This window comes from Thermococcus sp. EP1, from assembly GCF_001317345.1.
Taxonomy (GTDB): Archaea; Methanobacteriota_B; Thermococci; order Thermococcales; family Thermococcaceae; genus Thermococcus_A.
On the sequence record NZ_JXCG01000006.1, the window covers coordinates 23,237 to 48,974 of the forward strand.

The 25,738-nt window shown below is 37.9% G+C and carries 31 protein-coding genes; 20 read left to right on the forward strand and 11 right to left on the reverse strand.

What is annotated here, in order from left to right; translation table 11 throughout:
* Positions 1 to 63: 63 nt before the first annotated feature.
* On the reverse strand, positions 64 to 408 hold the full coding sequence (locus tag EP1X_RS05785; protein WP_055282607.1) for a cupin domain-containing protein: 345 nt from the start codon (positions 406 to 408) through the stop codon (positions 64 to 66).
* A 62-nt stretch (positions 409 to 470) separates the two neighbouring features.
* On the opposite strand from EP1X_RS05785, the gene EP1X_RS05790 reads away from it, so the two are divergent.
* From EP1X_RS05790 to EP1X_RS05835, 10 genes are all read left to right on the forward strand, one after another.
* Entirely contained in the window at positions 471 to 2,072 is a 1,602-nt protein-coding gene (locus tag EP1X_RS05790; RefSeq protein WP_055282608.1) for a carbamoyltransferase, read from the forward strand.
* Between the two features lie 79 nt (positions 2,073 to 2,151).
* On the forward strand, positions 2,152 to 3,321 hold the full coding sequence (locus EP1X_RS05795) for a pyridoxal phosphate-dependent aminotransferase (RefSeq protein ID WP_055282610.1): 1,170 nt from the start codon (positions 2,152 to 2,154) through the stop codon (positions 3,319 to 3,321).
* A gap of 244 nt (positions 3,322 to 3,565) precedes the next feature.
* A complete protein-coding gene (locus EP1X_RS05800) occupies positions 3,566 to 4,984 on the forward strand; it encodes an FAD-binding oxidoreductase (protein WP_253276545.1) in 1,419 nt (472 codons plus the stop codon).
* 2 nt (positions 4,985 to 4,986) lie between these two features.
* Positions 4,987 to 6,132 (forward strand): (Fe-S)-binding protein, encoded by a 1,146-nt coding sequence (locus EP1X_RS05805; protein ID WP_055282612.1) that lies wholly within the window; start codon positions 4,987 to 4,989, stop codon positions 6,130 to 6,132.
* A 2-nt stretch (positions 6,133 to 6,134) separates the two neighbouring features.
* A complete protein-coding gene (locus EP1X_RS05810; RefSeq protein ID WP_172672603.1) occupies positions 6,135 to 7,898 on the forward strand; it encodes an FAD-dependent oxidoreductase in 1,764 nt (587 codons plus the stop codon).
* Positions 7,895 to 9,151 (forward strand): NAD(P)/FAD-dependent oxidoreductase, encoded by a 1,257-nt coding sequence (locus EP1X_RS05815; RefSeq protein ID WP_055282614.1) that lies wholly within the window; start codon positions 7,895 to 7,897, stop codon positions 9,149 to 9,151. Before EP1X_RS05810 ends, EP1X_RS05815 begins: the two co-directional genes overlap by 4 nt.
* Complete coding sequence (locus EP1X_RS05820) at positions 9,135 to 9,500, forward strand: DUF1667 domain-containing protein (protein WP_055282617.1); 366 nt, start codon at positions 9,135 to 9,137, stop codon at positions 9,498 to 9,500. The genes EP1X_RS05815 and EP1X_RS05820 overlap by 17 nt, the downstream gene beginning before the upstream one ends.
* The gene (locus tag EP1X_RS05825) at positions 9,501 to 11,006 is read left to right on the forward strand and encodes an FGGY family carbohydrate kinase (RefSeq protein ID WP_055282620.1); all 1,506 of its coding nucleotides are present in this window, start codon (positions 9,501 to 9,503) and stop codon (positions 11,004 to 11,006) included.
* 45 nt (positions 11,007 to 11,051) lie between these two features.
* Entirely contained in the window at positions 11,052 to 12,041 is a 990-nt protein-coding gene (locus EP1X_RS05830) for an AIR synthase family protein (RefSeq protein ID WP_055282622.1), read from the forward strand.
* A gap of 30 nt (positions 12,042 to 12,071) precedes the next feature.
* Positions 12,072 to 12,395: a hypothetical protein gene (locus tag EP1X_RS05835; protein ID WP_055282625.1), complete on the forward strand. Its 324-nt coding sequence runs from the start codon at positions 12,072 to 12,074 to the stop codon at positions 12,393 to 12,395.
* On the opposite strand, the gene EP1X_RS05840 is transcribed toward EP1X_RS05835, so the two are convergent.
* Positions 12,379 to 13,182, reverse strand: coding sequence for a hypothetical protein (locus EP1X_RS05840; protein WP_055282627.1), 804 nt, complete (start codon positions 13,180 to 13,182; stop codon positions 12,379 to 12,381). The two genes, EP1X_RS05835 and EP1X_RS05840, sit on opposite strands and share 17 nt — an antisense overlap.
* Before the next feature lie 61 nt (positions 13,183 to 13,243).
* Here EP1X_RS05840 and EP1X_RS05845 point away from each other — a divergent pair, with 61 nt between their 5' ends.
* Positions 13,244 to 13,465: an LSm family protein gene (locus EP1X_RS05845; RefSeq protein ID WP_055282632.1), complete on the forward strand. Its 222-nt coding sequence runs from the start codon at positions 13,244 to 13,246 to the stop codon at positions 13,463 to 13,465.
* A gap of 5 nt (positions 13,466 to 13,470) precedes the next feature.
* A complete protein-coding gene (gene mobB, locus EP1X_RS05850) occupies positions 13,471 to 14,208 on the forward strand; it encodes a molybdopterin-guanine dinucleotide biosynthesis protein B (protein WP_055282634.1) in 738 nt (245 codons plus the stop codon).
* A gap of 1 nt (position 14,209) precedes the next feature.
* Here mobB and EP1X_RS05855 read toward each other — a convergent pair whose 3' ends face one another.
* Entirely contained in the window at positions 14,210 to 14,614 is a 405-nt protein-coding gene (locus tag EP1X_RS05855) for a M67 family metallopeptidase (protein WP_055282900.1), read from the reverse strand.
* Positions 14,615 to 14,758: 144 nt separating this feature from the next.
* Here EP1X_RS05855 and EP1X_RS10140 point away from each other — a divergent pair, with 144 nt between their 5' ends.
* Positions 14,759 to 14,902, forward strand: coding sequence for a hypothetical protein (locus EP1X_RS10140; protein ID WP_172672604.1), 144 nt, complete (start codon positions 14,759 to 14,761; stop codon positions 14,900 to 14,902).
* Between the two features lie 24 nt (positions 14,903 to 14,926).
* Here the strand turns inward: EP1X_RS10140 and EP1X_RS05860 are convergent, their stop codons facing one another.
* The gene (locus EP1X_RS05860) at positions 14,927 to 15,637 is read right to left on the reverse strand and encodes a 2,3-bisphosphoglycerate-dependent phosphoglycerate mutase (RefSeq protein WP_055282636.1); all 711 of its coding nucleotides are present in this window, start codon (positions 15,635 to 15,637) and stop codon (positions 14,927 to 14,929) included.
* 178 nt (positions 15,638 to 15,815) lie between these two features.
* Here EP1X_RS05860 and EP1X_RS05865 point away from each other — a divergent pair, with 178 nt between their 5' ends.
* The 4 genes from EP1X_RS05865 to EP1X_RS05880 are packed head-to-tail and all read left to right on the forward strand — an operon-like array spanning position 15,816 to position 18,233.
* Positions 15,816 to 16,046: a PspC domain-containing protein gene (locus EP1X_RS05865; protein WP_055282638.1), complete on the forward strand. Its 231-nt coding sequence runs from the start codon at positions 15,816 to 15,818 to the stop codon at positions 16,044 to 16,046.
* Positions 16,012 to 16,461, forward strand: coding sequence for a PspC domain-containing protein (locus EP1X_RS05870; protein ID WP_253276546.1), 450 nt, complete (start codon positions 16,012 to 16,014; stop codon positions 16,459 to 16,461). The genes EP1X_RS05865 and EP1X_RS05870 overlap by 35 nt, the downstream gene beginning before the upstream one ends.
* A 2-nt stretch (positions 16,462 to 16,463) precedes the next feature.
* Positions 16,464 to 17,336, forward strand: a complete 873-nt coding sequence (locus EP1X_RS05875) for a hypothetical protein (RefSeq protein WP_055282643.1) — start codon at positions 16,464 to 16,466, stop codon at positions 17,334 to 17,336.
* A 6-nt stretch (positions 17,337 to 17,342) separates the two neighbouring features.
* Positions 17,343 to 18,233, forward strand: coding sequence for a triphosphoribosyl-dephospho-CoA synthase (locus EP1X_RS05880; protein ID WP_055282645.1), 891 nt, complete (start codon positions 17,343 to 17,345; stop codon positions 18,231 to 18,233).
* Here the strand turns inward: EP1X_RS05880 and EP1X_RS05885 are convergent.
* Positions 18,223 to 18,507 carry a family 4A encapsulin nanocompartment shell protein gene (locus EP1X_RS05885; RefSeq protein ID WP_055282646.1) on the reverse strand — a complete coding sequence of 95 codons (285 nt, stop codon included), beginning with the start codon at positions 18,505 to 18,507 and terminating at the stop codon, positions 18,223 to 18,225. The two genes, EP1X_RS05880 and EP1X_RS05885, sit on opposite strands and share 11 nt — an antisense overlap.
* Before the next feature lie 34 nt (positions 18,508 to 18,541).
* Positions 18,542 to 18,940, reverse strand: a complete 399-nt coding sequence (locus EP1X_RS05890) for an OsmC family protein (RefSeq protein ID WP_055282649.1) — start codon at positions 18,938 to 18,940, stop codon at positions 18,542 to 18,544.
* 58 nt (positions 18,941 to 18,998) lie between these two features.
* On the opposite strand from EP1X_RS05890, the gene EP1X_RS05895 reads away from it, so the two are divergent.
* Complete coding sequence (locus EP1X_RS05895; protein ID WP_055282651.1) at positions 18,999 to 19,841, forward strand: radical SAM protein; 843 nt, start codon at positions 18,999 to 19,001, stop codon at positions 19,839 to 19,841.
* 34 nt (positions 19,842 to 19,875) lie between these two features.
* Here EP1X_RS05895 and EP1X_RS05900 read toward each other — a convergent pair whose 3' ends face one another.
* From EP1X_RS05900 to EP1X_RS05925, 5 genes are all read right to left on the reverse strand, one after another.
* The gene (locus EP1X_RS05900) at positions 19,876 to 20,583 is read right to left on the reverse strand and encodes a hypothetical protein (protein ID WP_055282653.1); all 708 of its coding nucleotides are present in this window, start codon (positions 20,581 to 20,583) and stop codon (positions 19,876 to 19,878) included.
* Between the two features lie 256 nt (positions 20,584 to 20,839).
* Positions 20,840 to 21,262, reverse strand: a complete 423-nt coding sequence (locus EP1X_RS05910; protein ID WP_055282657.1) for a PPC domain-containing DNA-binding protein — start codon at positions 21,260 to 21,262, stop codon at positions 20,840 to 20,842.
* An 87-nt stretch (positions 21,263 to 21,349) separates the two neighbouring features.
* Entirely contained in the window at positions 21,350 to 21,781 is a 432-nt protein-coding gene (locus EP1X_RS05915; RefSeq protein ID WP_055282659.1) for a chromate resistance protein ChrB domain-containing protein, read from the reverse strand.
* A 109-nt stretch (positions 21,782 to 21,890) separates the two neighbouring features.
* A complete protein-coding gene (locus EP1X_RS05920) occupies positions 21,891 to 22,349 on the reverse strand; it encodes a 6-carboxytetrahydropterin synthase (protein WP_055282661.1) in 459 nt (152 codons plus the stop codon).
* 932 nt (positions 22,350 to 23,281) lie between these two features.
* On the reverse strand, positions 23,282 to 23,611 hold the full coding sequence (locus EP1X_RS05925; RefSeq protein WP_055282663.1) for a hypothetical protein: 330 nt from the start codon (positions 23,609 to 23,611) through the stop codon (positions 23,282 to 23,284).
* A gap of 883 nt (positions 23,612 to 24,494) precedes the next feature.
* Here EP1X_RS05925 and EP1X_RS05930 point away from each other — a divergent pair.
* Positions 24,495 to 25,277, forward strand: a complete 783-nt coding sequence (locus tag EP1X_RS05930; protein ID WP_055282665.1) for a ParA family protein — start codon at positions 24,495 to 24,497, stop codon at positions 25,275 to 25,277.
* 34 nt (positions 25,278 to 25,311) lie between these two features.
* Entirely contained in the window at positions 25,312 to 25,605 is a 294-nt protein-coding gene (locus EP1X_RS05935; protein WP_156300714.1) for a hypothetical protein, read from the forward strand.
* Positions 25,606 to 25,738: the final 133 nt, after the last annotated feature.

Genomic DNA, 25,738 nt, shown 5'->3' on the forward strand with positions numbered 1-25,738 from the left:
GCTCTGAGATAAGAAATCAAGTTAAAGAATTTTTCGCTTTATACGTAGAGCATCCCTATAAGACTACCCTTTAAGCCATACACTGTCTTCTCCATAATACTCCAACTTTACTACAAAGAGCCTAAAGGGCTCGTTTTTATCATTTACAACCCAATGAATTGTTTTGGGTTTCACTAGATAAATATCACCAGCTCTTGCACTGTATTCTCGTTCTCCTATGCCCAGCCTTGCCTCACCACTTATGATGTAAAAGAGCTCATACTGCCTTTCATGATAGTGCCTAGGAACTTCTTGCTTAGGCTTAATCTCCACTATCTGAGCAAAACTTCCTTCCGGAAGTTCCCCTTCAAAGAGAGGCATTTTCTTGTAACTTCCTCTATCTATAAGTTTTCCAATCTCACCTTTCATTATTTTGTCCCCAAAATTATTCCTGAAGTTAGCTTTAAAAATGCTCCTCCCAACCCTAAAACATGATTATCTTGGGGATCCATGATGGGCATGACGCAGGGGCAGTCCTTCTCAAAGGGAATACAATCTACGCAGTGAATGAAGAAAGACTCAACAGGATTAAGAAATATCGAGGATTTCCTGAGCTTAGCATAAAGAAGGTTATTGAAATGGCCCATGTGCATTCCAATGAGATCGATGCTATAGCCGTTGCTGGACTCTTTAGAAAACATTCTAGACTACTTGAACTTGAAAGAGGATTAAAATCAATATTTGGAGACGGATTCAAAAAGAAGATCCTCTTTGTTGAACACCACTTAGCACATGCTGCTTCAGCTTATTACACTTCTGGATGGAAAGAGGCTCTAGCCCTAAGTATAGATGCTGCCGGAGATGGACTAAGCTCTTCAATATATATCGCCAGAAATGGAGAAATGATTAGAATAGCCCAGAGTACATATCTTGATTCTCTAGGAGATTTTTATGCATCTGTTACTGAGCTTTTGGGTTTCAAACCTATGCGGCACGAAGGAAAAATTATGAGCCTAGCAGCTTATGGAAAACCTACCTATGATCTCGCGAACATAATAGAACTTAATGAACTAAGCTTCGAAAACAAGCTTAAGGTAGTTGGAATCGAAGCCACAAAAAAACTTGCAGAACTTTTTGACTATCCTTTCTCAAGAGCTAGAGAAATTGCCCAGCAAATGAAGAAAGGAAATCTGGAAGGAGAGATACAAAGAAAAGCAATAGAAATAGCAGCAAGTGCCCAAGCCCATCTTGAGAAAATCATCGACGAGCTTGGATTAAAACTTACAACTTACAACTTAAAACTAGCCTATGCTGGTGGTGTTGCTCAAAACGTAAAAGCAAATGCTGTTTTAAGGGAACATTTTCCAGATCTTTGGGTTTTTCCTGCAATGGATGACTCAGGATTGGCATTTGGTGCTGCGGCTTTTATAAAGGCTCAATTTGAGCGATTGGATGGTAAATGGAAACCATTCAAATTAGAACATGTCTATTTAGGCCCAAGTTATAATGAAAATGAAATTGAAGCCTTCCTAAAGAAGAATGACATTAACTTTGAATATCAAGAAGACATCTCAGAATTCGTTGCTGAAATGCTTGTTGAAGGCAAAATCATTGGACTTTTCCAAGGAAAAATGGAGTACGGTCCAAGGGCCTTGGGAAACCGTTCTATTCTTGCAGACCCGAGAAATAAGGAAATCGTCAAGAAGCTTAATGTTGCACTAAACAGAGATGTGTTTCAACCTTTTGCTCCATCGATTCTAGAGGAGAAAATTAAGGAGTATCTCCGAAATCCATACCCAAATAAGTTTATGACAATGAGCTATGAAGCTACTGAAAAAATGAAGCTTGAGGCACCAGCAGTTGTTCATGTGGATGGTACTACACGACCACAAACCCTTATGAAAAAAGACAATCCAACTTATTACGAGATAATAAAACATTTTGAGCAAGAAACAGGAACAGGAATAGTGTTAAACACTAGTTTCAATATGCACGGCGAACCTATAGTGTGCTCACCTAACGATGCTTTAAGAACCTTCTTCAAAGCCAAATTGGATATTCTTATTTTAGAGAACTTTGTTGTCTATCGATGACCTTTTTTATTCATCATTGTCAAATATTTTATGTCGGTAAAATTATAAACATCAAGGAGAAACCCTACTGGTGATGCTCATGGCTCTAAGTGATAGACTAGAGTTAGTAAACCCTTCCGAAATAAGAAAGCTTTTTGATCTTGCACAAGGGATCGAAGGAGTCATTTCTCTAGGAATAGGCGAACCTGATTTTGACACTCCAGCACATATAAAAGAGTACGCAAAGGAAGCCCTTGACAGAGGACTAACTCATTATAGTCCAAATAGTGGGATTCCTGAACTTCGGGAAGCAGTTGCAGAGAAACTCAAAAAGCATAACAAGATTAATGCTGACCCAAAGACTCAAATAATGATAACCGTTGGTACGAATCAGCAAATTTTAATGGGATTGAGCACTTTCTTAAAAGATAATGAAGAAGTCCTCATTCCCTCTCCCATGTTTGTAAGTTATGCTCCTGCCGTTATCCTGGCAGGAGGGAAACCTATTGAGGTTCCTACTTATGAGGAGAACGAATTTCGCCTAAGTGTTGATGAGCTTAAAAAATACATCACACCTAGGACAAGAGCACTCATTATAAACTCCCCAAATAACCCTACAGGTGCAGTTTTAACAAAGAAAGACCTCGAAGAGATAGCAGATTTTGCAGTAGAACATGACTTGATAATACTTAGTGATGAAGTCTATGAGTACTTTGTTTATGATGGAGTGAAAAATTACAGCATGGCCTCCCTTAATGGGATGTTTGAAAGAACAATAACAATGAACGGTTTTTCAAAGACATTTGCCATGACCGGATGGAGACTAGGATTTGTAGCAGCTCCTGAATGGATAATAGAAAAAATGATACGCTTCCAAATGTATAATGCAACCTGCCCAGTGACTTTCATCCAATATGCGGCTGCTAAGGCCCTAAGAGATGAAAGAAGCTGGGAGGCTATTGAAGAAATGCGAAGAGAATACGAAAGACGAAGGAACCTTGTCTGGAAAAGACTCAATGAAATGGGTCTCCCCACAGTAAAACCAAAGGGCGCCTTTTACATCTTTCCAAGAATCAAAGATACTGGGCTGTCAAGCAAAGAATTCAGCGAACTCATGATTAAGGAAGCAAAAGTTGTCCTAGTGCCAGGGAGTGCTTTTGGACAAGCTGGTGAAGGCTATATAAGAATAAGCTATGCCACAGCGTATGAAAAGCTTGAAGAGGCTATGGATAGAATAGAGAAAGTCCTGAAAGATAAAGAGCTCGTTTGAGTTTTCTACATCTTTTTATCGCTTCACTCTCTATTTTAGATATCTCCCATTCTCGTAGGAGACTTCTACCTTCAAGAAAAAGAAAGTGGATAAGCAATCAGTTAGTCATCTGGCTTCATCTATTTCCCTCACTATTTCATTCAAATACAAATGTATAAAACTCAAAAAGTTATTAATGACTAAAAATATCCTTCAAAAATTTTATTAAGTTCAAAATAACAATTTCCTATTTAGAGGTGATAATTTGACCAATTTTGAGGTTGTAATGAAGTCTAATCATGAACTCCCTTCCGATGTTCTGAAACACTTAATTAGTATCCTGGGAAATAGGATCTCCACAAAAGATGTTGATCTTCTCTCATATAGCCGAGATTACTGGCCAATAACCCTTCACTGGATGCTCAAAGGAAAAATTCCTGCACTAGCAAGAGCCATTGTATGGCCTAAGAACACAAAAGAGGTGCAAGAAGTGGTAAAGATAGCATACGAAAATGATATTCCAATATATACTTACGGAGGTGGCTCTGGGGTTCTTGGCGGAGCTATTCCCGAACAAGGGGGAATAGTTGTAGACATGAAAAAAATGCGCTCTATCAAGCTTCATGAGGAAAACTTGTTGGTTGAAGTTGAAGCTGGCACGAATGGCTATTATTTGGAAAAATACCTCAATAAAAAAGGATACACACTTGGTCATTTCCCACAATCTCTTTATCCCTCAACCATCGGTGGATGGATAGCCACTAAAGCAACCGGCCAATTTTCAACAAAATATGGCGGAATAGAAGACATGGTGCTAGGCCTTGAAGCAGTTCTTCCATGGGGAGATGTGGTAACTTTAAAACCTCATGTAAGAAGTGCGACAGGACCTGACTTGAAGACACTTTTTATTGGTAGTGAGGGAATTCTTGGAATAATCACAAAAGCTTGGCTTAAAATATGGCCTTATCCCGAAAAGAGAATACTGCTATCCTTTGCCTCAGAAACTCTTGAAGAAGCTCTCGACTCAGTGAACCGCATACTTAAAAGAGGCGCAAGACCAGCAGTTGTAAGGATATACGACGTTGTTGAGACTAAAAGACACTTTTACAAATTCGACGAAGTCTATGGAAAGATAGCTACCATTATCATACTTGAAGGAGATTCAAAACTTGTTGAAGCAGAAAAACAGATAATTGAAGAGGAGTTTAAAGGAAAGGCCCTTGGAGAAGACCTTGTAAAACACTGGTTAGAAACCCGATTTAACGTAAAAGAGGCTTCAGAGTTCGCACCACTAGGGGTTGTGTTTGACACCATTGAAGTCTCTATTCACTGGAATAAAGCCATAAAACTGTATAGATCCCTGATTAACGTTATGCGTTCTGTAAAGGGAACACTCTTTGCCTCTGCCCATGCTTCTCACTTTTATCCTCAAGGAGTGTGCTTTTATTTCACCTTTGCAGGGATTCCCAAGGGAGATCCTACGGAGTACTACAACAAAGTATGGGATGCTGCTATGAAAACCACTCTTGAAGTGGGCGGAGCAATAAGCCACCATCATGGAATAGGGAGACAACGAGGTAAATGGCTCAAAGAAGATCTTGGACCTGCTTTTGAAGTACTGAAGAGAGTAAAGAATGCTCTTGATGAGAAAAAGATTATGAATCCCAGAAACATGGAGGTATGAAAATGCCCAGAAAGTGGGACTGGCTGAAAGATGAGATCAAGGGCTTTGAACTGATCAGAAGTGCTCCATTGATCTTTAAATTCATAAGTGGAAAGTTAAAAGGGCCAGATGATCTTGTAAAATGTGCTCTCTGTCCCAACATGTGCCGGCATGCATGTCCAATCAGCATAGTTGATGGAAAGGAAACCACATCTCCCGCTGGAAAAGCCAGAATAGCGTTCTTTATACGTGACGGAAAACTAGAGTTGAACTTGGAAAATATTGAGCCGCTTTATACGTGCCTCTCATGCGACGCATGCAGTCAGTGGTGCCCATTCGAGTTCTCTGTATCGAATTTAACAAGACCCATTAAAGAAGAGGCCGTCAAAAAAGGGATAACTTTTAAAGAATTTAGTGAAGTCTTTAAAAATCTTGAAGAATATGGATACGTCTATGGAGAACCTAGGGACAAAGAAATGGTAAAAGAGGGTAATATCCTTTATTTAAGGGGGTGTACTATCAGGGAAAAATATCCCGAAGTCGAAAAGAAAGCTTCTAAAGTTCTTGAGAGTTTGGGATATCAACCCTTTACAACAAGCGAAAAGTGTTGTGGAATCCCTGCATATAATCTTGGAAATATTGCACTCTTCAAAAAGCTTGCAAAAGAGCAAGCTGAAATAATAAACTCTTCTGGAGCAGATGTTGTGGTAACTTCTTGCCCCTCATGTGCCTACGCTTATCGGATGCTTTACCCAAAATACGGTATAAAGATTAATCCAAAGATCTTCCATATTACAGAATTCCTCGAGGGGAAAATTAAGGGACTAAAAGCCAAAGGAACTGTAACGTTTCATGATCCATGCAAACTAGCCATAGGGCTTAAAAGACCCGAACTTCTTGAAAAACTTCTATTAAGCATAGAAGGTCTTGAAGTCAAATCTCCTAGAAGAAAAGGAAAGGAGACTTTCTGTTGCGGATATGGAGGAAGTGCGATACCACGCTTAAACGCACAGTTGGCAGACGAAATATCAAACGAACGTCTTAAAGAGCTTAAAGAAGAAGCTGACGTTATAGTAACTGCTTGTCCTACATGTAAACTCGCTTTTGAATCTAATTATGGAAAAGCTCTTGATATAGTGGAGCTTCTGTACGATGTTTTGAGGGGGTAAAAATGTCCTCCCTCGAGTCAAAAGTGGCTAAAATATTGAAAAGATACCCATACGACATAACATTTGAAATAAAAGACAAAATCGTCTTTCTTTACGGGAATGTGGAAAAATACGAAGAATGGGTTGAAATAGGTCTGAGAATCGGAAAAATCAAAGGTGTTGATGGAGTAGTAAACAAAATAAAGTGGAGAGGTTTCCCAGAGGACAGATTTAAAGAAAAAGAAGAGAGAAGAAAAAAATTGTTTGAAAAGAACAGGGGGAAAGTAATCGGCGAATACGACGTCATCATAATTGGTGGTGGGATTATAGGCACCGCCATTGCTAGAGAGCTATCTAGATATGATATTAAGATAGCACTTCTAGAAAAAGCGTCTGATATTGCCACTGGTGCATCTAAAGCAAACAACGGTATGATACATCCTGGAGTTGCACCCCCTAGGAATACTCTAAAACGGAAGTTAAACATCAGAGGAAACGCTATGTATGATAAATGGGCAGAAGAATTGGGCTTTAAATTCAAGCGTGTTGGTAGTCTATGGCTAATAACACCAAGAACACTTGTTAGATACAAAAAATATCTACCTGGCCCTCTCTACAAGGTAGTCCTCAAATATATATTTCCATGGGTTGTTAAATTCAAAGGCATGAGAAACGGTGTGAAAGGGATTAAGATACTCCAAGACAAAGAAATTTTTAGACTAGAACCTTATGTGACTAAAGACACTCTAGCTGCAGTGTATGTTCCTTCCACAGGCATAGTAGACCCTTATGAAGTCACAATAGCACTGGCTGAAAATGCCAAAGAAAATGGTGTTGAAATCCACCTGAGAACAGAAGTTGTTGGTTTCTTAAAGGAGAAAAATGCCATAAAAGGCGTAGTTACAAATAAAGGTGTTTTTTTGTGTAAATACGTTGTTAATGCTGCTGGAGTATATGCTGACGAGATAGCAGAACTAGCTGGGGCAAGAGAATATACTATACATCCACGAAAAGGCGTTGAATTGATGTTTCACAAAGATACTGGAGAACTTATCCATCATTGTCTATCGGAACTAGTTTTTCCGTCTCATCCCACGAGTAAGGGTGGTGGACTAAACCCCACAATACATGGAAACGTCATGTGGGGACCAACTGCAGTTGAAGTTCCAGATAAAGAGGACACTTCAGTAAAAAGAGAGGAAATAGAGTTTGTTCTAAAGAGATATTCTACAATAATCCCCAACTTTCCCAGAGAGCAAATGATAAGATACTTTGCCGGTGTAAGAGCTCCCACATTTACAGAGGATTTTATAATTAGACCTGCAAAATGGGTGAAAAACTTCCTTCATGTTGCGGGAATACAATCTCCCGGCCTTGCATCAGCGCCAGCAATAGCAGAGTATGCAATAGAGAAACTCAAAGCAATGGGATTAGAATTGAAAGAGAATCCACGCTTTAACCCAAGGAGGAGCCCAATTCCAACAACTGCAGAAATGAGCATAGAGGAATTAGACAAACGAATAATGGAAAATCCAAAGTGGGGAAATATCGTCTGTACATGTGAGCTTGTCTCAGAAGCAGAGATTATTGAAGCTATCAACCGAGGAGCTTACACACTAGATGCCATTAAAAGACGGACACGAGCAGGAATGGGTACTTGTCAAGGGAGTTACTGTACACTAAAAATAGCTGAAATTCTCTCCAGAGAACTTGGAGTTCCACTAAATGACATACTCAAGGAAGAAGCCAAGCTCTTTAATGGACCAGTAAGAGGTGAGGCCCCTTGAAAGCCTATAACTATGACGTTGTTGTAATTGGTGGTGGCCCATCAGGCCTCGCCGCAGCTACAAAGCTTGCTGAAAAGGGATACAAAGTCTCACTCATAGAAAGAAAAGACGAACTGGGAGGAATCCTAGATCAATGCATTCATGATGGGTTCGGAACCAAGCTCTTCAATAAAGCCCTTTCAGGACCTGAATTCGCAAGCTTTTTCATAAACAAAGCAGAGTCACTTGGAATTGACATACATCTAAACACGTACGTAAAGAACGTTGAAATCAAAGAAAACGAGAAAGAGATAGTGGCTATAAGTCCACAAGGTGTCAAAAACATAAAAACAAAAGCAATAGTGTATGCGGTAGGATGTAGGGAGAGACATCAATTTGAAATAAAAATTGGTGGCACTAGGCCTGCAGGTGTATACACAGCCGGAATGGTGCAACGACTTATCAATCTTTATGGGATCCTTCCTGGAAAGAACATACTCATAGTGGGTGGTGGAGATGTGGGGATGATCGTCGCAAGGCATCTTTATCTTGAAGGAGCAGAAAACCTCCTTATTGTATTTCCCGAAAAACGATTTGCTGGATTACCAAGAAATGTACAACAATGTGTTTTAGATTTTGGAATTCCATATCGGCCCCAGACAGTAGTAAAAGAGATAATTGGAAAAGAAAGGGTTGAAGGGGCTATTCTGGTTAGAGTAGACGAAAGATGGAAACCCATACCCGGAACTGAGGAACTTTATCCCTGTGACACAATCATTCTCTCTGTAGGCCTTATTCCTTATTCATTAAAACTCAAGAAAATCGGAGCAAAAATAGATCCAAAAACTAAAGGACCCGAAATAAACGAGTTCTTTGAAACCACAATTGAAGGGGTATTTGCAGTTGGGAACCTTGTTCAAATATTTGATTATGTAGATGACGCAGTTGAAAGTGCACTAATAGCTGCCAATGGAGTTGAAAAGTATCTAAACCAAGAACCAAAGGAAAAAACCGTAGAATTCGTTCCTGGCAAATACATTAGAGCCCTTATCCCACACAGAATCGAGTGGAAAGACGATAGAAATATTATAGCATTTTTCCGAGTAAATACAGAAAAAGAAAACGCCTATATAGAACTAAGAGATGAGAATGGTAACTTGCTCAAGAGATACTTCCGGAGATACATAAGGCCTTCTACACTTGAGAGAATAGAAATCCCAAGAGAGCTAATACAAGACAAAAGGCAGGTGACCCTAAATGTCTCAGAAGACTGAGATTTTATGTATAAAATGTCCAAAAGGGTGTCTTCTGAGAATAACTATTGGAACCAACGAAGTAAAAGTAGAGGGTAATGAATGTCCATTAGGAGAGAGATATGGAATAGAGGAGATTAAAAATCCAAAAAGAATCGTTACATCAACTGTTAGAATATTAAATGCCAGATATCCTCGTTTACCAGTTAGAACGTCTGAACCAGTCCCCAAAGAAAAGATAAAGGAAGTTATAAACAATCTTAAGAATGTAGTAGTTAAGGCCCCCGTGAAAAAAGGGCAAATTATTGTTAAGAACGTAGCTAATACGGGTGTTGATATTATAGCTGAGAGGGATATGGAGAGGGTTTAGATGGAGTATTTTCTTGTTTTAGATGTTGGAACAACTAATGTGAAAGCATTAGCCTTTTCAGACGGAAAACTAATAGCTAACTTCGAGAAACGCCTAAAACCTCACTACCCAAAACCTGGATGGGTAGAAGAAGATCCAAAGGAAGTTATTAAGATTGTGTACAAGCTTTTAGACAAAGCTGAAGAAAAACTTGGAAATCCTCTCGGAGTAGCACTCACCAACCAGAGAAGCAGTACTGTCTTATGGGATAAAAATACCGGTGAACCACTTTACAACATGATTACATGGCAAGATACTAGAACCGAGGCAATCATTGAAGAGTTTTCCTCTAAGTTCCTCGTTAAATTAGGAAATGCCCTTGGGAAGGTTCTTGGTCTCCTTTCCAAACCCCTACCATTCATAAAGAATACAAAAAAAGGAGCATATATAATTACACTGGCATACGTAAAGTTTGGCACCACTCACTCGTCAATGCATCTTCGATGGCTCATAGACAATATAGCGGAAGTAAAACTGGCAATTGAGAATGGAACCGCTCTTTTTGGTACTGTTGACTCTTGGATCGCATGGAACTTAACTGGAAAACAAGTAACAGACTGTACAAATGCAAGTGCCACCGGCCTCTTTGATCCTTTTTACTTAAAATGGAGTGATAATATTGCCAAAATCGTTGGCATCCCCCAAGGTATTCTTCCTAGTGTTGTGACAAATGACACTCCAATTGGAGAGATTAGGGACTATGGAATTCCTCTATTGACAATGATCGCAGATCAACAAGCTTCTCTGTATATGGCAGGAGTCTCAAAAGGAACCACAAAAATGACAAATGGGACTGGAACATTCATAGATATAAACGTTGGAGAAAAACCCTTGCCTGGAGCAACAGGCCTTTATCCAATGATAGCTCTAGGAACTAGAAAAAAAGTTCTCTATCTCCTCGAGGGTTCAGTGATAACATCTGGGTCTGCAATAGACTGGCTTATGAATCTAGGAGTACTAAAAGACTATTCCGATATTCCTAAGGCCTTTGATCAAAGTGAAGATGAAATTATTGTCATTCCCGCTCTCTCAGGGCTTGGAACCCCTTATGTTAAACCAAATGTAAAAGGAGCAATTTTTGAACTTACACGAGGGACAAAAAAGGAGGATCTCATCTGCGGAATGATAAAAGGGATAGCAATGAGATGCTCTGAAGTAATTGAGCACATAGAAAAAAATTCCCAAATAAATATTCATCCGATACTAGCTGATGGTGGACTCTCGATAAGTGATGAATTCCTTCAGGCCGTGGCTGATTTCTCCTCAAAACAAATTTTACGGCCATTATATCTCAATGGATCAGCCTATGGAGCCTACATGCTTGCAAATGCTGTTTACTTTAAAAAAGACATAATAAAATCTTGGAAAACTCCCCCCATTGAAAAAACATTTTTACCAAGAAAGCAAAAAATGGAATTTAAAGAGAACTGGAAGAAAAAAGTGAAGAAGTTGATTGAAGCTTCTTAGGCAACCTTTATATTTCTCCCCAGTGACTCAATAAGGGGATGAAAGATGCTTCCAGGAAAAGTTCCTCCAGAAGTTCTTGAGAAAATCGTGTTTGGCTTTTTAGGAGCCAAAGACGAGAGAGTAATACTTAAATCAGGGGTAGGTATTGATGCTGCTGCAATTGACTTTGGTGAGAATGTTTTAGTTGCCTCAAGTGACCCAATAACTGGAGCGGAGAAACACATAGGCTTTTATGCAATTCACGTAAATGCAAATGACGTTGCAACTTTTGGGGCAAAACCAAAATGGTTCCTCGCAACTATTCTCCTTCCCGAAAACTCCGATGAAACATTACTTAAAGAAATCATGGAAGATATGCACGAAAATGCGAAGAAACTTGGAGTTTCTATAGTAGGAGGTCATACAGAGGTAACAATTGGGCTAAACAGACCAATAGTGATAGGAACAATGCTTGGAGAAGTTAAAAAGGAAAAACTCGTCAGGTCAAATGGTGCTAAGCCAGGAGACATGATAATTCTAACTAAGGGAGCCGGGATTGAAGGAACAGCAATCATAGCAAGCGAACATGAAGAAAAACTAAAAAACGCTTTTGGTAAAGAGCTTGTTAAAAGCGCAAAAGAATTTTTAGAAAAAATCAGCGTTGTGGAAGAAGCGCTCATTGCTGCTGAAATAGGGGTAAATGCTATGCATGATCCAACAGAAGGTGGGATAGCAAACGGATTTCATGAGATGGCAGATGCTGCTGGGTTGGGCTTTAGGGTTTATTATGAAAAAATCCCGATAGCTAGCGAAACAAAGAAAATATGTGAGTATTTTAACTTAGATCCTCTGGCTCTTATAAGCTCAGGCTCACTTTTAATAGCTGCTTCTAGAGAGAATGCAGACATTATAGTTAGAGCAATAAAAGAAAAAGGAATAGAAGCTGCAATAATCGGCGAATTCTTAAGAAACAACGAAACCAAAGTTATTGTGAAAGACGGGAAAGAATTCCCCCTAAAAAGGCCTGAAAGTGATGAACTTTGGAAGATTTTTTAAGTTCTCTTTTCTATTATCTATGGTGGTTACATGGCCGATGTTGAAATGGCTAAAACGCTCATAAAAGTTGGAGGAATATTAAGTTTTATAGAGCCATTTCTTATAGCATTTATGCTTCTGTTAACTGTGATAGGAGTATTATTTGCAGTCCCCTTTGCCATCCTTGGCTTTTGGATATATAACAGGGCAAACGAGTGCATTGAACTAATCGAAAATGGAGAGTACAAAAAAGCAAAAGACAAGCTTTTGATCCCAGCTATAATTGCCCTCATTTTAACCAGTCGAGTTGGTGGAATATTAATGCTCCTTGGTTTGGTGTTGCTACCCTCCGAAGAGTCTACTTCAACCTTCTAATCTTTCCTCCTTTTATATCTATACGACCTTCTTTTTCCAAGAGCCTGAGGATTTCTTCAAGGGCTTTTGTATTCACTACGTTTATTATCATTGTTCCTTTTTCAGTTGGAATTTCCATAGGCATTGCTTTGAGAAAACTTGCAACTAAGTCCTCTTTTGGAATTTTCTCATTATTAATGACGGTTAATATTTCATTTGAAACTATTCCTTGAGAGATAGCTGCAAAATAAGTTCCCATTACCATATCTTCTTCAAAGTACTTCGCTGCTATATGAAAAGCCCTGTTGATTTTGTCTATTTCCACTTCCTTTATTTCTATTTCATACTCTGGAAGCAAATCTACAAAAGCAAACTGCTTTGCTATCTTTTCAATACTCTCCAAATCCTTTGCAAGTTGATATGGGAAACGGAACTGGAACTTAAGCCTTGTAACATCTACATCCTCTTTAAGCTTGGCCTTCTCCCCCTCAACAGCAATAGCCCCATTTTTAAAAAGCTGATCTAAGACATCGCCCATCCAATATCCTTCTTGGAGAAGATGATTTATACTTTCACCCTCTTTAAGATGTTCAAGAGCGTGATTAATTTGTTCTTTAAAGTTTAAAAAGCCCTGAAGGAGAACTTCCTTTTCTTCTCCTTGAAAAGAGTTTATAGTAGTACTGATCTCGTCAAGAGTTCCCTCAAGCATATACCCAAGTCTTTCTTTGACCATAAACTTTATTCTCTCTTTTCTAAGCTCATTCAAAAATGCTTCCTTCACAACTTCATTTTTTGTGACCAATCTCATAAAACTCACCAGATGGAAAAGGCTAAAAGACATTTATAGTCTTTTTGTATTAGGTGGGACAATGAGTGAAGAAAAACCTCTCCTACTTGACAAGACACTTGAGAAATGGAAGGGAAAAAGAGTTGCTCTTGCAGTTAGTGGAGACCATTCTTTCACTGGAACTCTAGAAGAGTTTGATGAAGAAGTCATTGTGCTTGAAAACGTCGCAGATGTTGTTGGAAACAGAGGAAAATCCTTAATAGTTAAGATAGATGATATCAACTGGATAATGCTTCTAGAGTGATTAAAATGAAGGCCATAGCTTTTATAGGTTTTAAAAAGAGTGGGAAGACCTCCGCAGTAGAAAAAGTTGCAAATGAACTCAAGAACAGAGGATACAAAATAGCAATAGCCAAGAGCATGCACACTAATTTTGATAACAAGAACACAGACACATGGAAATTTAAACAGGTAGCAGATTACGTCATCGTTAAAGCCCAGGAAACTGACGCTTTACTTTTTGAGGCTAAAGATATAAATGCATTATTTTCAATAATTCCCGAAGTGGATTTCCTTCTTCTTGAGGGATTTAAAACAGTCAAACACATGCCAAAAATAATATGTGCAAAAAGTGAAGAAGAAGTAGATGCTCTCAATGATGGCCTAGCAATTGCAATTAGTGGAATCGTAGCAAATAACAAAATACACCAAATAAAGGGATTACCTGTGATAAATGCTCTTGAAAACCCCGAGAAACTAGCTGATTTAATCGAAGAAAAAGCATTTATGTTGCCAAACATTGATTGTAGAATGTGTGGTCTCACTTGCTATGAAATGGCAAAATTAATTATCAGAGGAGAGAAAAGCATCAAGGACTGTGTCGTCATAAGCTCAAAGCCTCAAGTAGTAGTGAAAGTTGATGGAAAAGAGCTCCCAATGAAAGATTGGGTTCAAGAGCTGGTAAAAAAGACCATCGAAGGTATGCTCTCAGCTATGAAAGGGTATAAAGAAGGGCGAAAAATTGAGATTACAATAAATAACGAGTGATTCAATCCAGAACCACTACTCTAATCTCTTTAATTTCTCCGTCCTTTAAAAGGAATGCTCCATAAGTTCCAAGAGTGCTGACTATTAACCATACATTTCTCCATAAATTCATTCCTTTTAGATCCTTGCCAGAGGGATAATGAGGACAATTAACATGAGAATGGAAAATTCCAATTATCTCTAACTCTTCCTTTTCAGCTTTTTGAAAAACTTCTAAAGTTTCCAGTGGATCTACTTCAAATTCTACTGGAGAATCTAACTTATTTTTCGTGAAAACTATTTCCTCTACGAAAAATCCGTCTTCGCGTTCTTGTCCGAGTAAAAAACCACATATTTCAACTTTGCTTTCTTTTGCCCTCTGAAGTATTTCGTACAGATGTACGCTTTTTATATAAAGGAACCTCATAACAGATTTTTTGCCTTTGTTGTTTAAACATTTTTTGTTCATCGATGTATTTTTTTGTGCAGAAAGGCTTATAAAAATGTTTACAAACATCAAGATTTAGGCCTAATGTACTACTACTGAGGGTGATATGTGGGGGGTGAAGAAATGCTTGCAAGAATAGTTTACTACAAACTAAATTCAATCCCCGAAGAGGAAATAATAGCTGTTAATAAAATTGAAAAAGCCATTAAAATAGCTGAGAAAAAGTTAGGGAACGATATAGTGGGATTTGAAATCGAGATAATCTGATCACGATCGCCTTCTTCTCCCCTTTTATTTTATATGCAAGCTCTTGTCATAACCCCATTCATAAAGATATCCCATTCTTTTAAGCTTTCCAGCATGATATTCATAGATTAATGGCACCCCAGTAGGAATATTAAGTTTCAAAACCTCTTCCTTACTTAATCCCTCAATATGCATAACTATTGAGCGCAAACTGTTTCCGTGAGCTGAAACAAGGACATTTTTGCCCCTCTCAAGCTCCGGTATTATCTTTTCCTTAAAATATGGAATGGTTCTCTTGGCAGTGTCTTTAAGACTTTCTCCACCGGGTGGAGCAATGTCATAGCTTCGCCTCCATAAAAGCACTTGTTCTTCCCCATAAATCTTTTTGGCCTTATCCTTGTTTAACCCTTGAAGTTGCCCATAATATCGCTCATTCAAATGCCATGACTTATATGTAGGCACATACCTTTCCCCATCTTCTCCATAAATTAAACCCCATTCTTTCATCATTCCATTTTCATGCTCTATCTTTGGAATTCCAGAACAGTTTTTACTCATTACAAGCATTGCTGTTTGGATTGCACGGACAAGTTCAGAAGTAAAAATCACATCAATTCGCCAATGCTTAAGAAGATCCCCAGCATTCAAGGCCTCTTCTACGCCTTTCTCACTTAGAGGAACATCTACCCATCCAGTGAAGAGGTTTAACTTATTCCAAAGGCTCTCACCATGTCTTATTAGTATGAGGTTGCTCATTAGGTCCACCTAAAATTTCTCGGCACTTGAATATAAATCCTTTTCTGCTCAAAAGTGAACAGTATTCTATTGTATCTTGACCATTGAAACTATCAGTGACAATACATTTAGAGAAGATTAAAGCTATATAAAACAAAGACCCAATACAATTTGGGTTTGGAAAGTGAGGTGAGATCCCATGGAAAAAAAGCTGTATAGAAGCAGAAAAAATAGAATGTTATTTGGAGTTTGTGGTGGACTAGCAGAATATTTTAACGTCGATCCTACTCTTGTAAGGATACTATTTATAATACTACTCATAGGAAGTGTAGGGACGGCGGTTTTGTTATATCTTCTCCTGGCGGTTGTAATGCCCGAGGAGCCTAAGAAAGGAGGTGAAGAAATTGGAAAAGAAATTAAAGAGGAGTAAGAAAAACAAGGTATTTTTAGGAGTTTTAGGTGGCATTGCTGAATATCTTGAAGTGGATCCCACAATAATAAGGATATTATTTATCCTTTTATGTCTCGTGGAACCAGTGTTCATCTTAGCATACTTCCTAATGGCTATAGTTATGCCCGAAGAGGAAGAAATAGTTACTGCAGAAAAGATCCCTCAAAAATTTGAAAAGATAGTTGAAGAGACTGGAGAAAAAGTGGAAGAACTCGCCAAGAAAGCTCCAAAAATTGAGAAAAAAGACGATACAAAACTCTTTGGAATAGCTCTTGTCATCCTAGGAACTGCATTACTCTTAAAAGAATTTATCCCAATTCCCTTCTTAGGTCTTAGAGAAATCGTTGCCGTGCTTATCTTGCTCCTTGGACTATACTTGGTGGCGAGGGGATAAAAATGAAAAGACTTCTTGGTGTATTTTTAGTATTTTTCGGCCTCTTAATACTTTTAAGAAGTTTCCAACCCCAGTTCTATAACTACCTCCTACCTTATGCACCATATATCAAACAAACATTCTGGGGGGTCACATTACTTATCGCTGGTCTTTACATCCTAATAAAAAACCGAAATGCAAGAACTATCTTGGGAGTCGTGTTTATCCTTTACCTCGCCCTCTACCTTGTAACCCCTGAGACAAGTTTCAGATGGTACTTCTCCTTCAGAGAGGCTGGAGATGTTAAAGAACTTGGAGAGTTCCAGGCATCCAAGATAGATATAGAGAACATCGCCGCAGAGATCAGCATCGTGAGAGTGTCTGGTGATGGTATAAAAGTCCTCAGCAATTTGCCATTAAGGATAAACGAAGGGGACGTTTTAGAGATAAGTTGTTCTGGATGTCCTGAGTACAGAAATGGCAAACTTTTCATTAAAGTTGGTGAAGAAGCAGAAATTAATTCCCTAACTTTAAGAAACACCGTGGGAGACGTAGACATCAACATAGATGACGTTACCTCAATCACTATAGAAAATGTTATTGGAGACTTTAAAATCTCAGGGTCATTTAGCAGTCTTACAACAGCCAACTTTGTAGGGGAAATGGAAATAAGCCTAGAAAGATGCCCCGATATTGAAATCGAGGAGTATTGCTCTCAAATTGGCATATACAGAGGAAGCGGTGAAGTCACTCTCTACATACCAGACAATATCAAGGTAGCGCCAGAAATTGAAGGGTCTTTAACATCGATCACCATAGATAAGGGGTTTGAAGTTGGAGAAAAGACTTTAAAATTAACAGCCAAGAACTTTGTAGGCAAAATAATTGTGGAATGATGTACCATGGAAACATGGGAGGTTGTTAAAGCCTTTACCATAGGACCGTTACTAGAAGTAGCAATACCTAAACCAGGAAATGTAAATAGGTATAAAGACTTTGAAGACCTTACATTTTATCATTTTCTTTTTGCCAATACAGCAGTTATGGATGTGTTTTTCGAGGCTGCAGAAAGAGGAAAACAAATTAAAAATAAAGAACTCTTACCCCGAGATGCAAGGCTTGGGGAACTCATAAAAAAAGCTGTTGAAAACTCCAAGAGAATCCAGGACTCCAATCCAAACTTTGGCATCATAACTTTAGCAGTCCCCTTAATCATCGGTCTTACATGGAGTGGAGACATTAATTCCGCTAGAGAAAAAACTAAGCTCTTAATACACTCCTCAACTCCCCAAGATACTATCGAGTTCTACAGAGCAATAAGGATTGCAAATCCAAAAGGAATTAAAAAGGGAGTAGAATACGATGTGTATGACGACTCCTCATTTGACGCAATTGTGAAAGATGAAGTAAACTTGTGGAAACTTGCCGAAATCTCAAGCAAAAGAGAGTTGATATTCAAAGAATGGCTAAATGGGTATGAACTTAGCTATTCTACCTTTGAAAAGCTCAAACAACTTACCTCCTCACTTCCTCTTGAAAAAGCTGCCTTACGAGCATTTCTAGAACTTTTAGCAACTAAGGTGGACACACTTATAATAAGAAAAGCAGGTATTGAAGAAGCTATTCTTGTCCAAGAGACTGCTAAAAGAGCATTGAATGGGAAAGTCACCTTCCAAGAACTTGATAGCTTTCTGAGAGAAAAGAAAGATCTAAGAAACCCCGGAAGTCTGGCGGACATTATGGCTATTGCTCTAAGTATGCTCGTTCTAAGTGGATACAAACTCAATCTTTGATTATCTTAACTCTTTTAGCCCCCCCAAGACCAAGGCCTAAAACCTTTGAATCGATAACGACAGCGTCTTTTCCGAGCTCTTCAACCACCCTTATTGGAAGTCCAGAAATCTCTGAGACTGTATCTTCCCCTCCAAATTCTGCATTAACTTGATTTTTCAGGAATTCGTATGCCTCTTTCCCAAATAAAACAATATCTGGCTCAAACCCTTCCATCTTAAGTTCATTGGCCTTTTCTTCAACGCCACTTAAAACCCTAATAAGTTCTCCCCTCATCAAACCCACCATATAAAATTTAGAAAAGAGAGCCTTAAACTTTTTCCCTAATAATCTCGTAAGAATAAGTTACCTCAGTACCACTTAATTTCAAATGAGCACCCACAGAACAGTATTTTGTTTGACTGAGGTCTATTGCTCTTTTAGCTTTTTCCTCGTTCACGTCTCCATAGATTTTATAATGGAGATGGACTTTTGTGTAGATTCTAGGGTACTCATCTCTCCTTTCACCAGTTATTTCGACTTCTAGACCTTCTATGGGCTCCCGCATTTTTTGCAATATCATTACTACATCTATTGAGGTACATCCAGCAACACTAAGAAGGAGAGTCTTCATTGGAGAGATACCACTTTCTCCAAAAATTATTTTCCCACCCTCCTCTGTTAGAGCTTCGAACTTCTTATCCTCAATCCATTTGACGACTCCTTTCATAGGACCACCTAACCAAAATAGGGAGAATTTTTTAAATCTCTTTTGTGAACCTTAAGTTATGTATATTAGAGCTTTTGACCCATGGAAATCCAAGCTCTGCACATGTCCCCCTAAGTACACTCTCAATATATATACTGGATGCGATCACGCGTGCGTTTACTGTTATATAACCTCCTACATTCCCAAAGCCTTTAAAGTGAGGATAAAGGAGAATCTTTTCCTATATCTAGAAAGAGAACTTAGAAGCTTCGACAAACGCTTTATAATAGCCTTGTCATATTCCTCTGATCCATACCCTACAATAGATAAAGAGCTTGAAATAACCCGAAAAGTTCTCAAACTCTTACAAAGATACAATGTCAGATGTTTAATCCTCACCAAGTCGGATTTGTTTGAACGAGACTTGGATATACTAAAAGACCTAAAGTGTGCCGTGGGAATCACTGTGACCACGGTAGACAAGAAAAAAGCCAAGTTATTGGAGCCAAATGCTCCTTCTCCATCGGAGAGAATTAAAGCCCTAAAACAGGCAAAAGAAGAAGGAATTCCCATCTACGCCAGAATTGATCCTATAATACCATTCTACACCTGGAAAGATTTTGATAAGACTCTTAAAGCCTTGAACTTTGTGTCCCATATTACCGTTTCTACTCTAAAACTGCGCCCAGATTCATGGAAGAGAATGGAGGCAAAATTCCCCACATTAATGGAAAGACTTTCCCCTCTTTATAAAAAGGGAGAAAAAATTGCTGGATACTACTATCTACCTAAAGAAATAAGGTTCAAGATTCTTAGAGAGGCCCGAGAAAAGATTGAAGGAATGGGTATAACGTTTGGTTCTTGCCGAGAGGGATACTATTCCTACCCAAGCTGCGATGGCTCCCATTTGGTACCCCCATGAACTACCACTCAAACTATGATAATCCAAAATCTTGCTAGCGGGAAGTTTTAGGTATTGTTAAGGCCTTTATTTGAAAGACTATTGGATTAAAGCCATGTTCAATGCTTTTAAGGATCACAATATTTTCATAGAACTCACCCTTTTCAAAAAACCCCTTACTCAAAATTACGTAATCACTCACACCAACAAGCCAAGAATGAAGGCCCTCTGGAATGACATCCCTGTTAACTAGCATAATTGTATAAAACTCTCTACCTTCTTGGATAAGCCTTTCTGTATGAGACATGTACATAGAAATCATGTTCTTTATAAAATTCCCTCCAAAATGTTCATACAGAGCATCCAACGTTGCAAACATTGCAACAACCCTTTTATCTTGAAAGTTGTACTTGCGACCAAGTTTTCTCATGATGTTCTTATATTTCGGAGAAAATGTTTCCTCGTCAAACTCAACAAAAGGGTACACGAAGGTATGATCCACCAAAGGCTCTTTAAACCCATTAATTACTGCAATACTTCCCTTATCTCCATGTTCAAGTAGATTCAAACCAACTGAACTTGCCCTATACACAAGCTTTCTAAAGGGTACTGTAAAATTGGCTATTATTCCAAATCCCCCATTTTCCAATTCTTGCTTCAGAAAGTTCATTCCGATTTTCCATCCTAAGCTGTACTGGCCATAAGAGACTAATACCATACCTCCTGGGATAATCTCACCCAGATATGCTCTTATTTCATCCATAGGATACCACCTATAGTAATTTACCTAATCCATGAATCTTTTTTAATTTTTGGCAGATGGTTGTGAGAACATTAAGATATGAATCTGAAGTAGTCTATGATCCCTCCACATTTGATGCCAAAATCCCAGAAAGAAATCTAAAACAAGTAAAATTTTCAGAGTAGGAAAACTCAAATGACGAATGTCTTTAAAAATATTTAGAAAGAAGGAAAAAGCCTCTATATCTCCGTTAAGTTCTACAACCATATTTCCCTAACTAACTTTCTTCAGCATCCCACAAAGCTAACCCGCTTTCTTTAGGCTTCCTCTCCAATAATTCTCCTAGCAACTCTTGAATAAACACCTCTGCCACGAAAACTTCGCCTTCTACTAAATGACCACCAAGCATCTTCCCTTCTTTGTCCCCTAGGCTTACGTGAATATGGGCAAAAGGCTCATCATCTTTGAGACTTATGTTCCCCAAAGCGGAAATAAGTTCATAAGTCCCCTTGAGCTCAATAACTTTGTATTGTTTCTTATCCTCTTCGAAATATCCAATTTTAGGATCTCTTAGAGTGCCTATCACACTAACAGTGCCAATTAGCACATTGTGCTTTTTGGCAAACTCATTGATAAAACTTAAGAGTTCCTTTCCTTCCGGTACCCTGAAAAGAAATGCTCTACCCTTTGAAAATCTCATGGTAATCACCTAAATTAAATAGAGGACTAAGATTAATTTAACTTTTTAGGTTGAGGTTTGAAAATAAAATCCAAAAACAAAAGGAGGTTAAGTTTTTCCCTCCTCTAGTTCTTTCTTGAAATATGCATACAACGCGTCATAGAGATAAAATTCCTTTTCTAGTGTCTCATAGTCATCCTTACAGATCATCCTATAGCCTCTAGCAATAATATCAAGAGCTACTGCCAAAGGAGAGGAGTTCTCAACGTGAGTATCTGCTTCTCTAACTATTTCAGCTATCTTTAACACTGCAGGGTCCGTTATATTGTATTTCTCTATAAATGCATCAAAGGAGCATTTTCCATTATGGTGACCCAGTTCAACTCCCTTAAAATCAAATGGTATTCCTTCAGTTATAGTTGAAGGGTCTGTATCACGCGGTACAAAAATAAACTCGGCTTCGGGATCTATAAATCGTTTTATAAGCCACGGGCAAGCAACTCTATCCACATGGACATGTTCACGTGTTACCCACTTCATAATACTCACCTTCAGTAATTTACTATATTAAATTGTAGATGGAAATATTTAAACCTATTCTACCAATTAGAAAAGATATAGAAAACCGCTACTTTACAAAATTAAATGGTTAATATTCTAAGACTACCTCCGCATAACTCCTTGGATCTTCCCATATCTTTACCCTAATTTTTTTCACATTTTCCCCAGCTTTTTCAGATATCCTTTCAGCAAACCACTCCGCTATGAGTTCAGCAGTTACATTTGGCTTGTTGAGAACTACTACCTCATCCTCCGGCAACTCCAATCGCTTGCCATTTTTCTCGATTATTATATAAGAATCTTTTTTTTCGGTTATCCACTCCTCACTTACCAGAATCTTATGATCCAGGAGCTTTATTAGGTTACTAAGGTAGTTAAAGTCAAAAATCATTCCATTTTCATTAAGATCTCCCCATATCTCTACATCTACATTATATGTGTGTCCATGAATCCTAAGACACTTACTCTCATATGGAAGCACCAAGAAGTGGGAACTATCAAAATCCTTATGCCACCCGATTTTTCTCCCAACAATCTTGAATCTCATGAATCCCACCATAATCAAGAACGAAAAATAGACTTATTAATCTTTTTGGCCATGCTTAATACCTCTTATATCCCCTCTATTTAGCGTATGTTCTTCTAAGATGTGTTTTTTCAATTCTTCAAGACTTTTCGCTCTATAGCCACAAAAGGGACATACAAAATTTTGGGTTTCCCTCATACTCTCTCACCGTGAATACGTATATCCTACAAGGTATAAATAACCTTGGGAAATATTTACTCTAGTTAGTAGTATTTCAATGCGACATTTATTTCCTTTCTCTCTCAACTTTTACTTCAAATTATTACGATAAATTGTATAGCCCCAATTAAAATTTGAGATAATATCTTAATAATATCACCTATGGTTAACGTCTATTAGAATTATATGATATATATTATACTATAATGTTGTTCAATTCTAATCCTTACTATTGTAAGAAATTACAAAATATACATTTTTTACTATATTGAGTTGTTCTGAGCTCATGAAACAATTGATTGAACTTAACCCCCTGCTTATGCAGTCTCTCCAAGAATTTGCAAATGAGTATTGAATAAGCCGGCATCTCAAACAATTTTTATGATTACAAGCCAAGGTGGTAATAATAGTGGAATATTAAGCACCTTTATTAGAGCCCACACAACAAATTACAAGGAGATGGAATATACGACGACTATAATCAAGATTTTGGATACCAATCTCATCCAAAAAGGTTTGCACCCAATATACAGTGAAGGCCTTATTCAAGGTATTTTAAGAAACCAAGAGAATTGCGCGCTATTTGAGAATATGGGCTAAGAAAATTGCTCCACCAATAGCTTTCAATGAACATGTATATACACGTATTTTAGATATAAGGCACATTATATCTAAAATTCATGTACAGAAACGAACGTTAAAAACATCGAGAAAAAGAGGGAAAGAGAGAGTCATCATCCCTTCCAAGACCTCCAGAGACCGATGACAAAGGCTGGTGCGAGCAGGAGTATTGGAGTCACGACACTGTGCATATATAAGTAAAACGATGTTGCCCCAAGGCCAAATGATGCTACGTTCAAGAGAAGCATTAGCCTTTCATCCTTCTGTTTATCTTGTCTCCTTATATCAGAACTAGCCTGCTCTATTGACCAAAAGGCAAGCAATATATAACCCAGTGCTGCTGGAAGTGCTAATAGCCGCGAAATACCTCCAGAGAATGCTGCTATAAACAGTATCACAAGGGATGCTCCAGCATAGAAAATGAATCCGAGTATATCCAGCATATTTTATCACCTCATATTATAACGCATTTAAAGTTTAAAAGCATATCTAATATGTCATACCCCTTCCAGAAGGTGGGATAGTATTCTCATCTATGAGAAGTTTCTTTGAGGCTTTTTCATACATGGGCCCAAGTGTATATTTTACTCTGTTGCTGGCTTAAGTGATAAAATAATAACATAATTAAATAATTATTGTAATTCCCGGTACATTGATCGACTCTCCCTTGTCCTAGATTTTCAAACGAGGATCAATAGAACTGTTACTATATCTCCACTAGGAGTCATATCTGTTAATAGCAGTTTAATTCTCTCTCATCCCTTGAATGTCTCTCCCGTTTTAAAATAATAAAGTAATTAAATAATTATTGTATTATTTAATAATGTGATACGTTTTTTCCAGGAGATGCGGCCCTATCAGAAAAGGCCAATACATGCTTGTATAAATTACCTACTATCAATGATAATAAAAATTTGATATTTTTTACTATGGTTCATTTTATTAGTGATAATATATTCATTTGTTCTTAATAATAAATCAATAAAGTATAATAATCATGAAAAAATTTTATTTTGTAATTAAGAATTATTTGTAGTAATTGATTTATAACTATATTTTTAAGTAAAAAATTAAGTCAAAGTTTGAGAGTTGAAAGAGCACTCCCTATTTTATAATTATAAAACAATGAGATAGATATCTAAAAATAATAACTGAAACTCCATTCTTGGCCCTTTAAATCAGTATCAAAAACATTAATTATCCCTAACAAGCAAGTGGAAAGTCCGGCTACATCTTTGTATCTCTTAGGATAAAACCTCACACTGAAATCCCAATATTCAGCAAAATTATTAAATAATTATTGCATTATTTAATTATGGTGATCAAATGGCGATTATAATCAGTATTGCTAATCAAAAGGGTGGTGTTGGAAAGACTACAATAAGTCTCAACTTGGCCCATGCACTGGCTAAAAAGGGTTATGATACCCTAATAATCGATACTGATCCCCAATTCAACCTTACGTTTGCTCTAATCGGCATGAATATAATCAATTACAGCGACAACAACATAGGCACCCTTCTAATAGAAAACTCCGTGAAAAAGGCTCAAATTGAGGACGCCATAGTCCACATACATGAGAATCTATCTCTCATACCCTCCCACCTAAAAGTTTCTGCGATTGAAAGATTGCTCATGACAGCATACATGCGTGAACAGAGACTCAAAAGAGTTTTAGAGAAAATAGAGGATGAATATGACTTTATAATCATCGATAACCCACCAAGTCTAGGAATATTCTTAATAAACTCTCTTGGAGCCTCAGATTATGTCTTGATCCCAACTGAGTTAGGATACTTTAGTGTCATGGGTGTGCAGTTAACACTTGATGTCATCAGGGAGATAAAGTCCACTGAACTCAACCCAGACTTGGAAATCATGGGTATTGTTGCAAACAAATTTACACGTCAAAGCAAAGTCCCCCAGGTGAGGTTAGATCAGCTAAAAGAGGCCTATCCTGACTTACCGATAGTTGCCATTTTGCCGAGGGCAGTTGCAGTTGAGAAGTCTCAAGAAGAGGGTAAGCCAGTTTTTGAATTTGAGCCGAACAATAGAGTATCCAAGGCTTTCTTAAAACTTGCGGAGAGTGTGATCAAAAATGTCAGGTAAAAGTAGAAAGAAAACTTTGCCCAAGCTTCCCTCCATGAGTAGCGAGGTCGTGAGAACCCTAACGGAAGAACCAAAAAACAATAGGACAAATGCGAAGAAAGATACCGAGAAGAAGATGAAAACCCTATACATAAGCGTAGACGCGGATAAGTTGCTAAGGCTACTCTATGCTGAAGGTGAAGGCAAACAAAATGAAATCTTTGAAAAGGCTATAAAACTGTACTGGGCCCTCAGAGAGGTTTTACCAGAGGAAGAATTTAGAAGATTGGTAAAGCTGGCCGAAAAGAAGGAAATCGAAAAGATAAAGCGACGACTCGAGTTTAAGTGATTAAATAATACAATAATTATTTTATTATTTTATTGTTGTTTTATATTAGGGAATACTTTTTCTCTCACAATTGATAAAGTTCAAATAAAATTGAGTTAAAGAATAAAATAATAAAATAATAAAATAATTATTG

Excerpts from the sequence above, each read along its gene's own strand:
- EP1X_RS05910 (WP_055282657.1), bottom strand. The coding sequence starts at position 21,262 with ATGAGATTTTCAAAGGGTAGAGCATTTCTTTTCAGGGTACCGGAAGGA.
- EP1X_RS05805 (WP_055282612.1), top strand. The coding sequence starts at position 4,987 with ATGCCCAGAAAGTGGGACTGGCTGAAAGATGAGATCAAGGGCTTTGAA.
- EP1X_RS05790 (WP_055282608.1), top strand. The coding sequence starts at position 471 with ATGATTATCTTGGGGATCCATGATGGGCATGACGCAGGGGCAGTCCTT.
- EP1X_RS05830 (WP_055282622.1), top strand. The coding sequence starts at position 11,052 with ATGCTTCCAGGAAAAGTTCCTCCAGAAGTTCTTGAGAAAATCGTGTTT.
- EP1X_RS05915 (WP_055282659.1), bottom strand. The coding sequence starts at position 21,781 with ATGAAGTGGGTAACACGTGAACATGTCCATGTGGATAGAGTTGCTTGC.
- EP1X_RS05925 (WP_055282663.1), bottom strand. The coding sequence starts at position 23,611 with ATGCTGGATATACTCGGATTCATTTTCTATGCTGGAGCATCCCTTGTG.
- EP1X_RS05785 (WP_055282607.1), bottom strand. The coding sequence starts at position 408 with ATGAAAGGTGAGATTGGAAAACTTATAGATAGAGGAAGTTACAAGAAA.
- EP1X_RS05855 (WP_055282900.1), bottom strand. The coding sequence starts at position 14,614 with ATGAGGTTCCTTTATATAAAAAGCGTACATCTGTACGAAATACTTCAG.
- EP1X_RS05845 (WP_055282632.1), top strand. The coding sequence starts at position 13,244 with ATGAGTGAAGAAAAACCTCTCCTACTTGACAAGACACTTGAGAAATGG.
- EP1X_RS05795 (WP_055282610.1), top strand. The coding sequence starts at position 2,152 with ATGGCTCTAAGTGATAGACTAGAGTTAGTAAACCCTTCCGAAATAAGA.
- EP1X_RS05920 (WP_055282661.1), bottom strand. The coding sequence starts at position 22,349 with ATGAGATTCAAGATTGTTGGGAGAAAAATCGGGTGGCATAAGGATTTT.
- EP1X_RS05840 (WP_055282627.1), bottom strand. The coding sequence starts at position 13,182 with ATGAGATTGGTCACAAAAAATGAAGTTGTGAAGGAAGCATTTTTGAAT.
- EP1X_RS05935 (WP_156300714.1), top strand. The coding sequence starts at position 25,312 with ATGAGTAGCGAGGTCGTGAGAACCCTAACGGAAGAACCAAAAAACAAT.
- EP1X_RS05835 (WP_055282625.1), top strand. The coding sequence starts at position 12,072 with ATGGCCGATGTTGAAATGGCTAAAACGCTCATAAAAGTTGGAGGAATA.
- EP1X_RS05885 (WP_055282646.1), bottom strand. The coding sequence starts at position 18,507 with ATGAGGGGAGAACTTATTAGGGTTTTAAGTGGCGTTGAAGAAAAGGCC.
- EP1X_RS10140 (WP_172672604.1), top strand. The coding sequence starts at position 14,759 with ATGCTTGCAAGAATAGTTTACTACAAACTAAATTCAATCCCCGAAGAG.
- EP1X_RS05810 (WP_172672603.1), top strand. The coding sequence starts at position 6,135 with ATGTCCTCCCTCGAGTCAAAAGTGGCTAAAATATTGAAAAGATACCCA.
- EP1X_RS05880 (WP_055282645.1), top strand. The coding sequence starts at position 17,343 with ATGGAAACATGGGAGGTTGTTAAAGCCTTTACCATAGGACCGTTACTA.
- EP1X_RS05900 (WP_055282653.1), bottom strand. The coding sequence starts at position 20,583 with ATGGATGAAATAAGAGCATATCTGGGTGAGATTATCCCAGGAGGTATG.
- EP1X_RS05825 (WP_055282620.1), top strand. The coding sequence starts at position 9,501 with ATGGAGTATTTTCTTGTTTTAGATGTTGGAACAACTAATGTGAAAGCA.
- EP1X_RS05860 (WP_055282636.1), bottom strand. The coding sequence starts at position 15,637 with ATGAGCAACCTCATACTAATAAGACATGGTGAGAGCCTTTGGAATAAG.
- EP1X_RS05895 (WP_055282651.1), top strand. The coding sequence starts at position 18,999 with ATGTATATTAGAGCTTTTGACCCATGGAAATCCAAGCTCTGCACATGT.
- EP1X_RS05890 (WP_055282649.1), bottom strand. The coding sequence starts at position 18,940 with ATGAAAGGAGTCGTCAAATGGATTGAGGATAAGAAGTTCGAAGCTCTA.
- EP1X_RS05865 (WP_055282638.1), top strand. The coding sequence starts at position 15,816 with ATGGAAAAAAAGCTGTATAGAAGCAGAAAAAATAGAATGTTATTTGGA.
- EP1X_RS05820 (WP_055282617.1), top strand. The coding sequence starts at position 9,135 with ATGTCTCAGAAGACTGAGATTTTATGTATAAAATGTCCAAAAGGGTGT.
- EP1X_RS05930 (WP_055282665.1), top strand. The coding sequence starts at position 24,495 with ATGGCGATTATAATCAGTATTGCTAATCAAAAGGGTGGTGTTGGAAAG.
- mobB (WP_055282634.1), top strand. The coding sequence starts at position 13,471 with ATGAAGGCCATAGCTTTTATAGGTTTTAAAAAGAGTGGGAAGACCTCC.
- EP1X_RS05875 (WP_055282643.1), top strand. The coding sequence starts at position 16,464 with ATGAAAAGACTTCTTGGTGTATTTTTAGTATTTTTCGGCCTCTTAATA.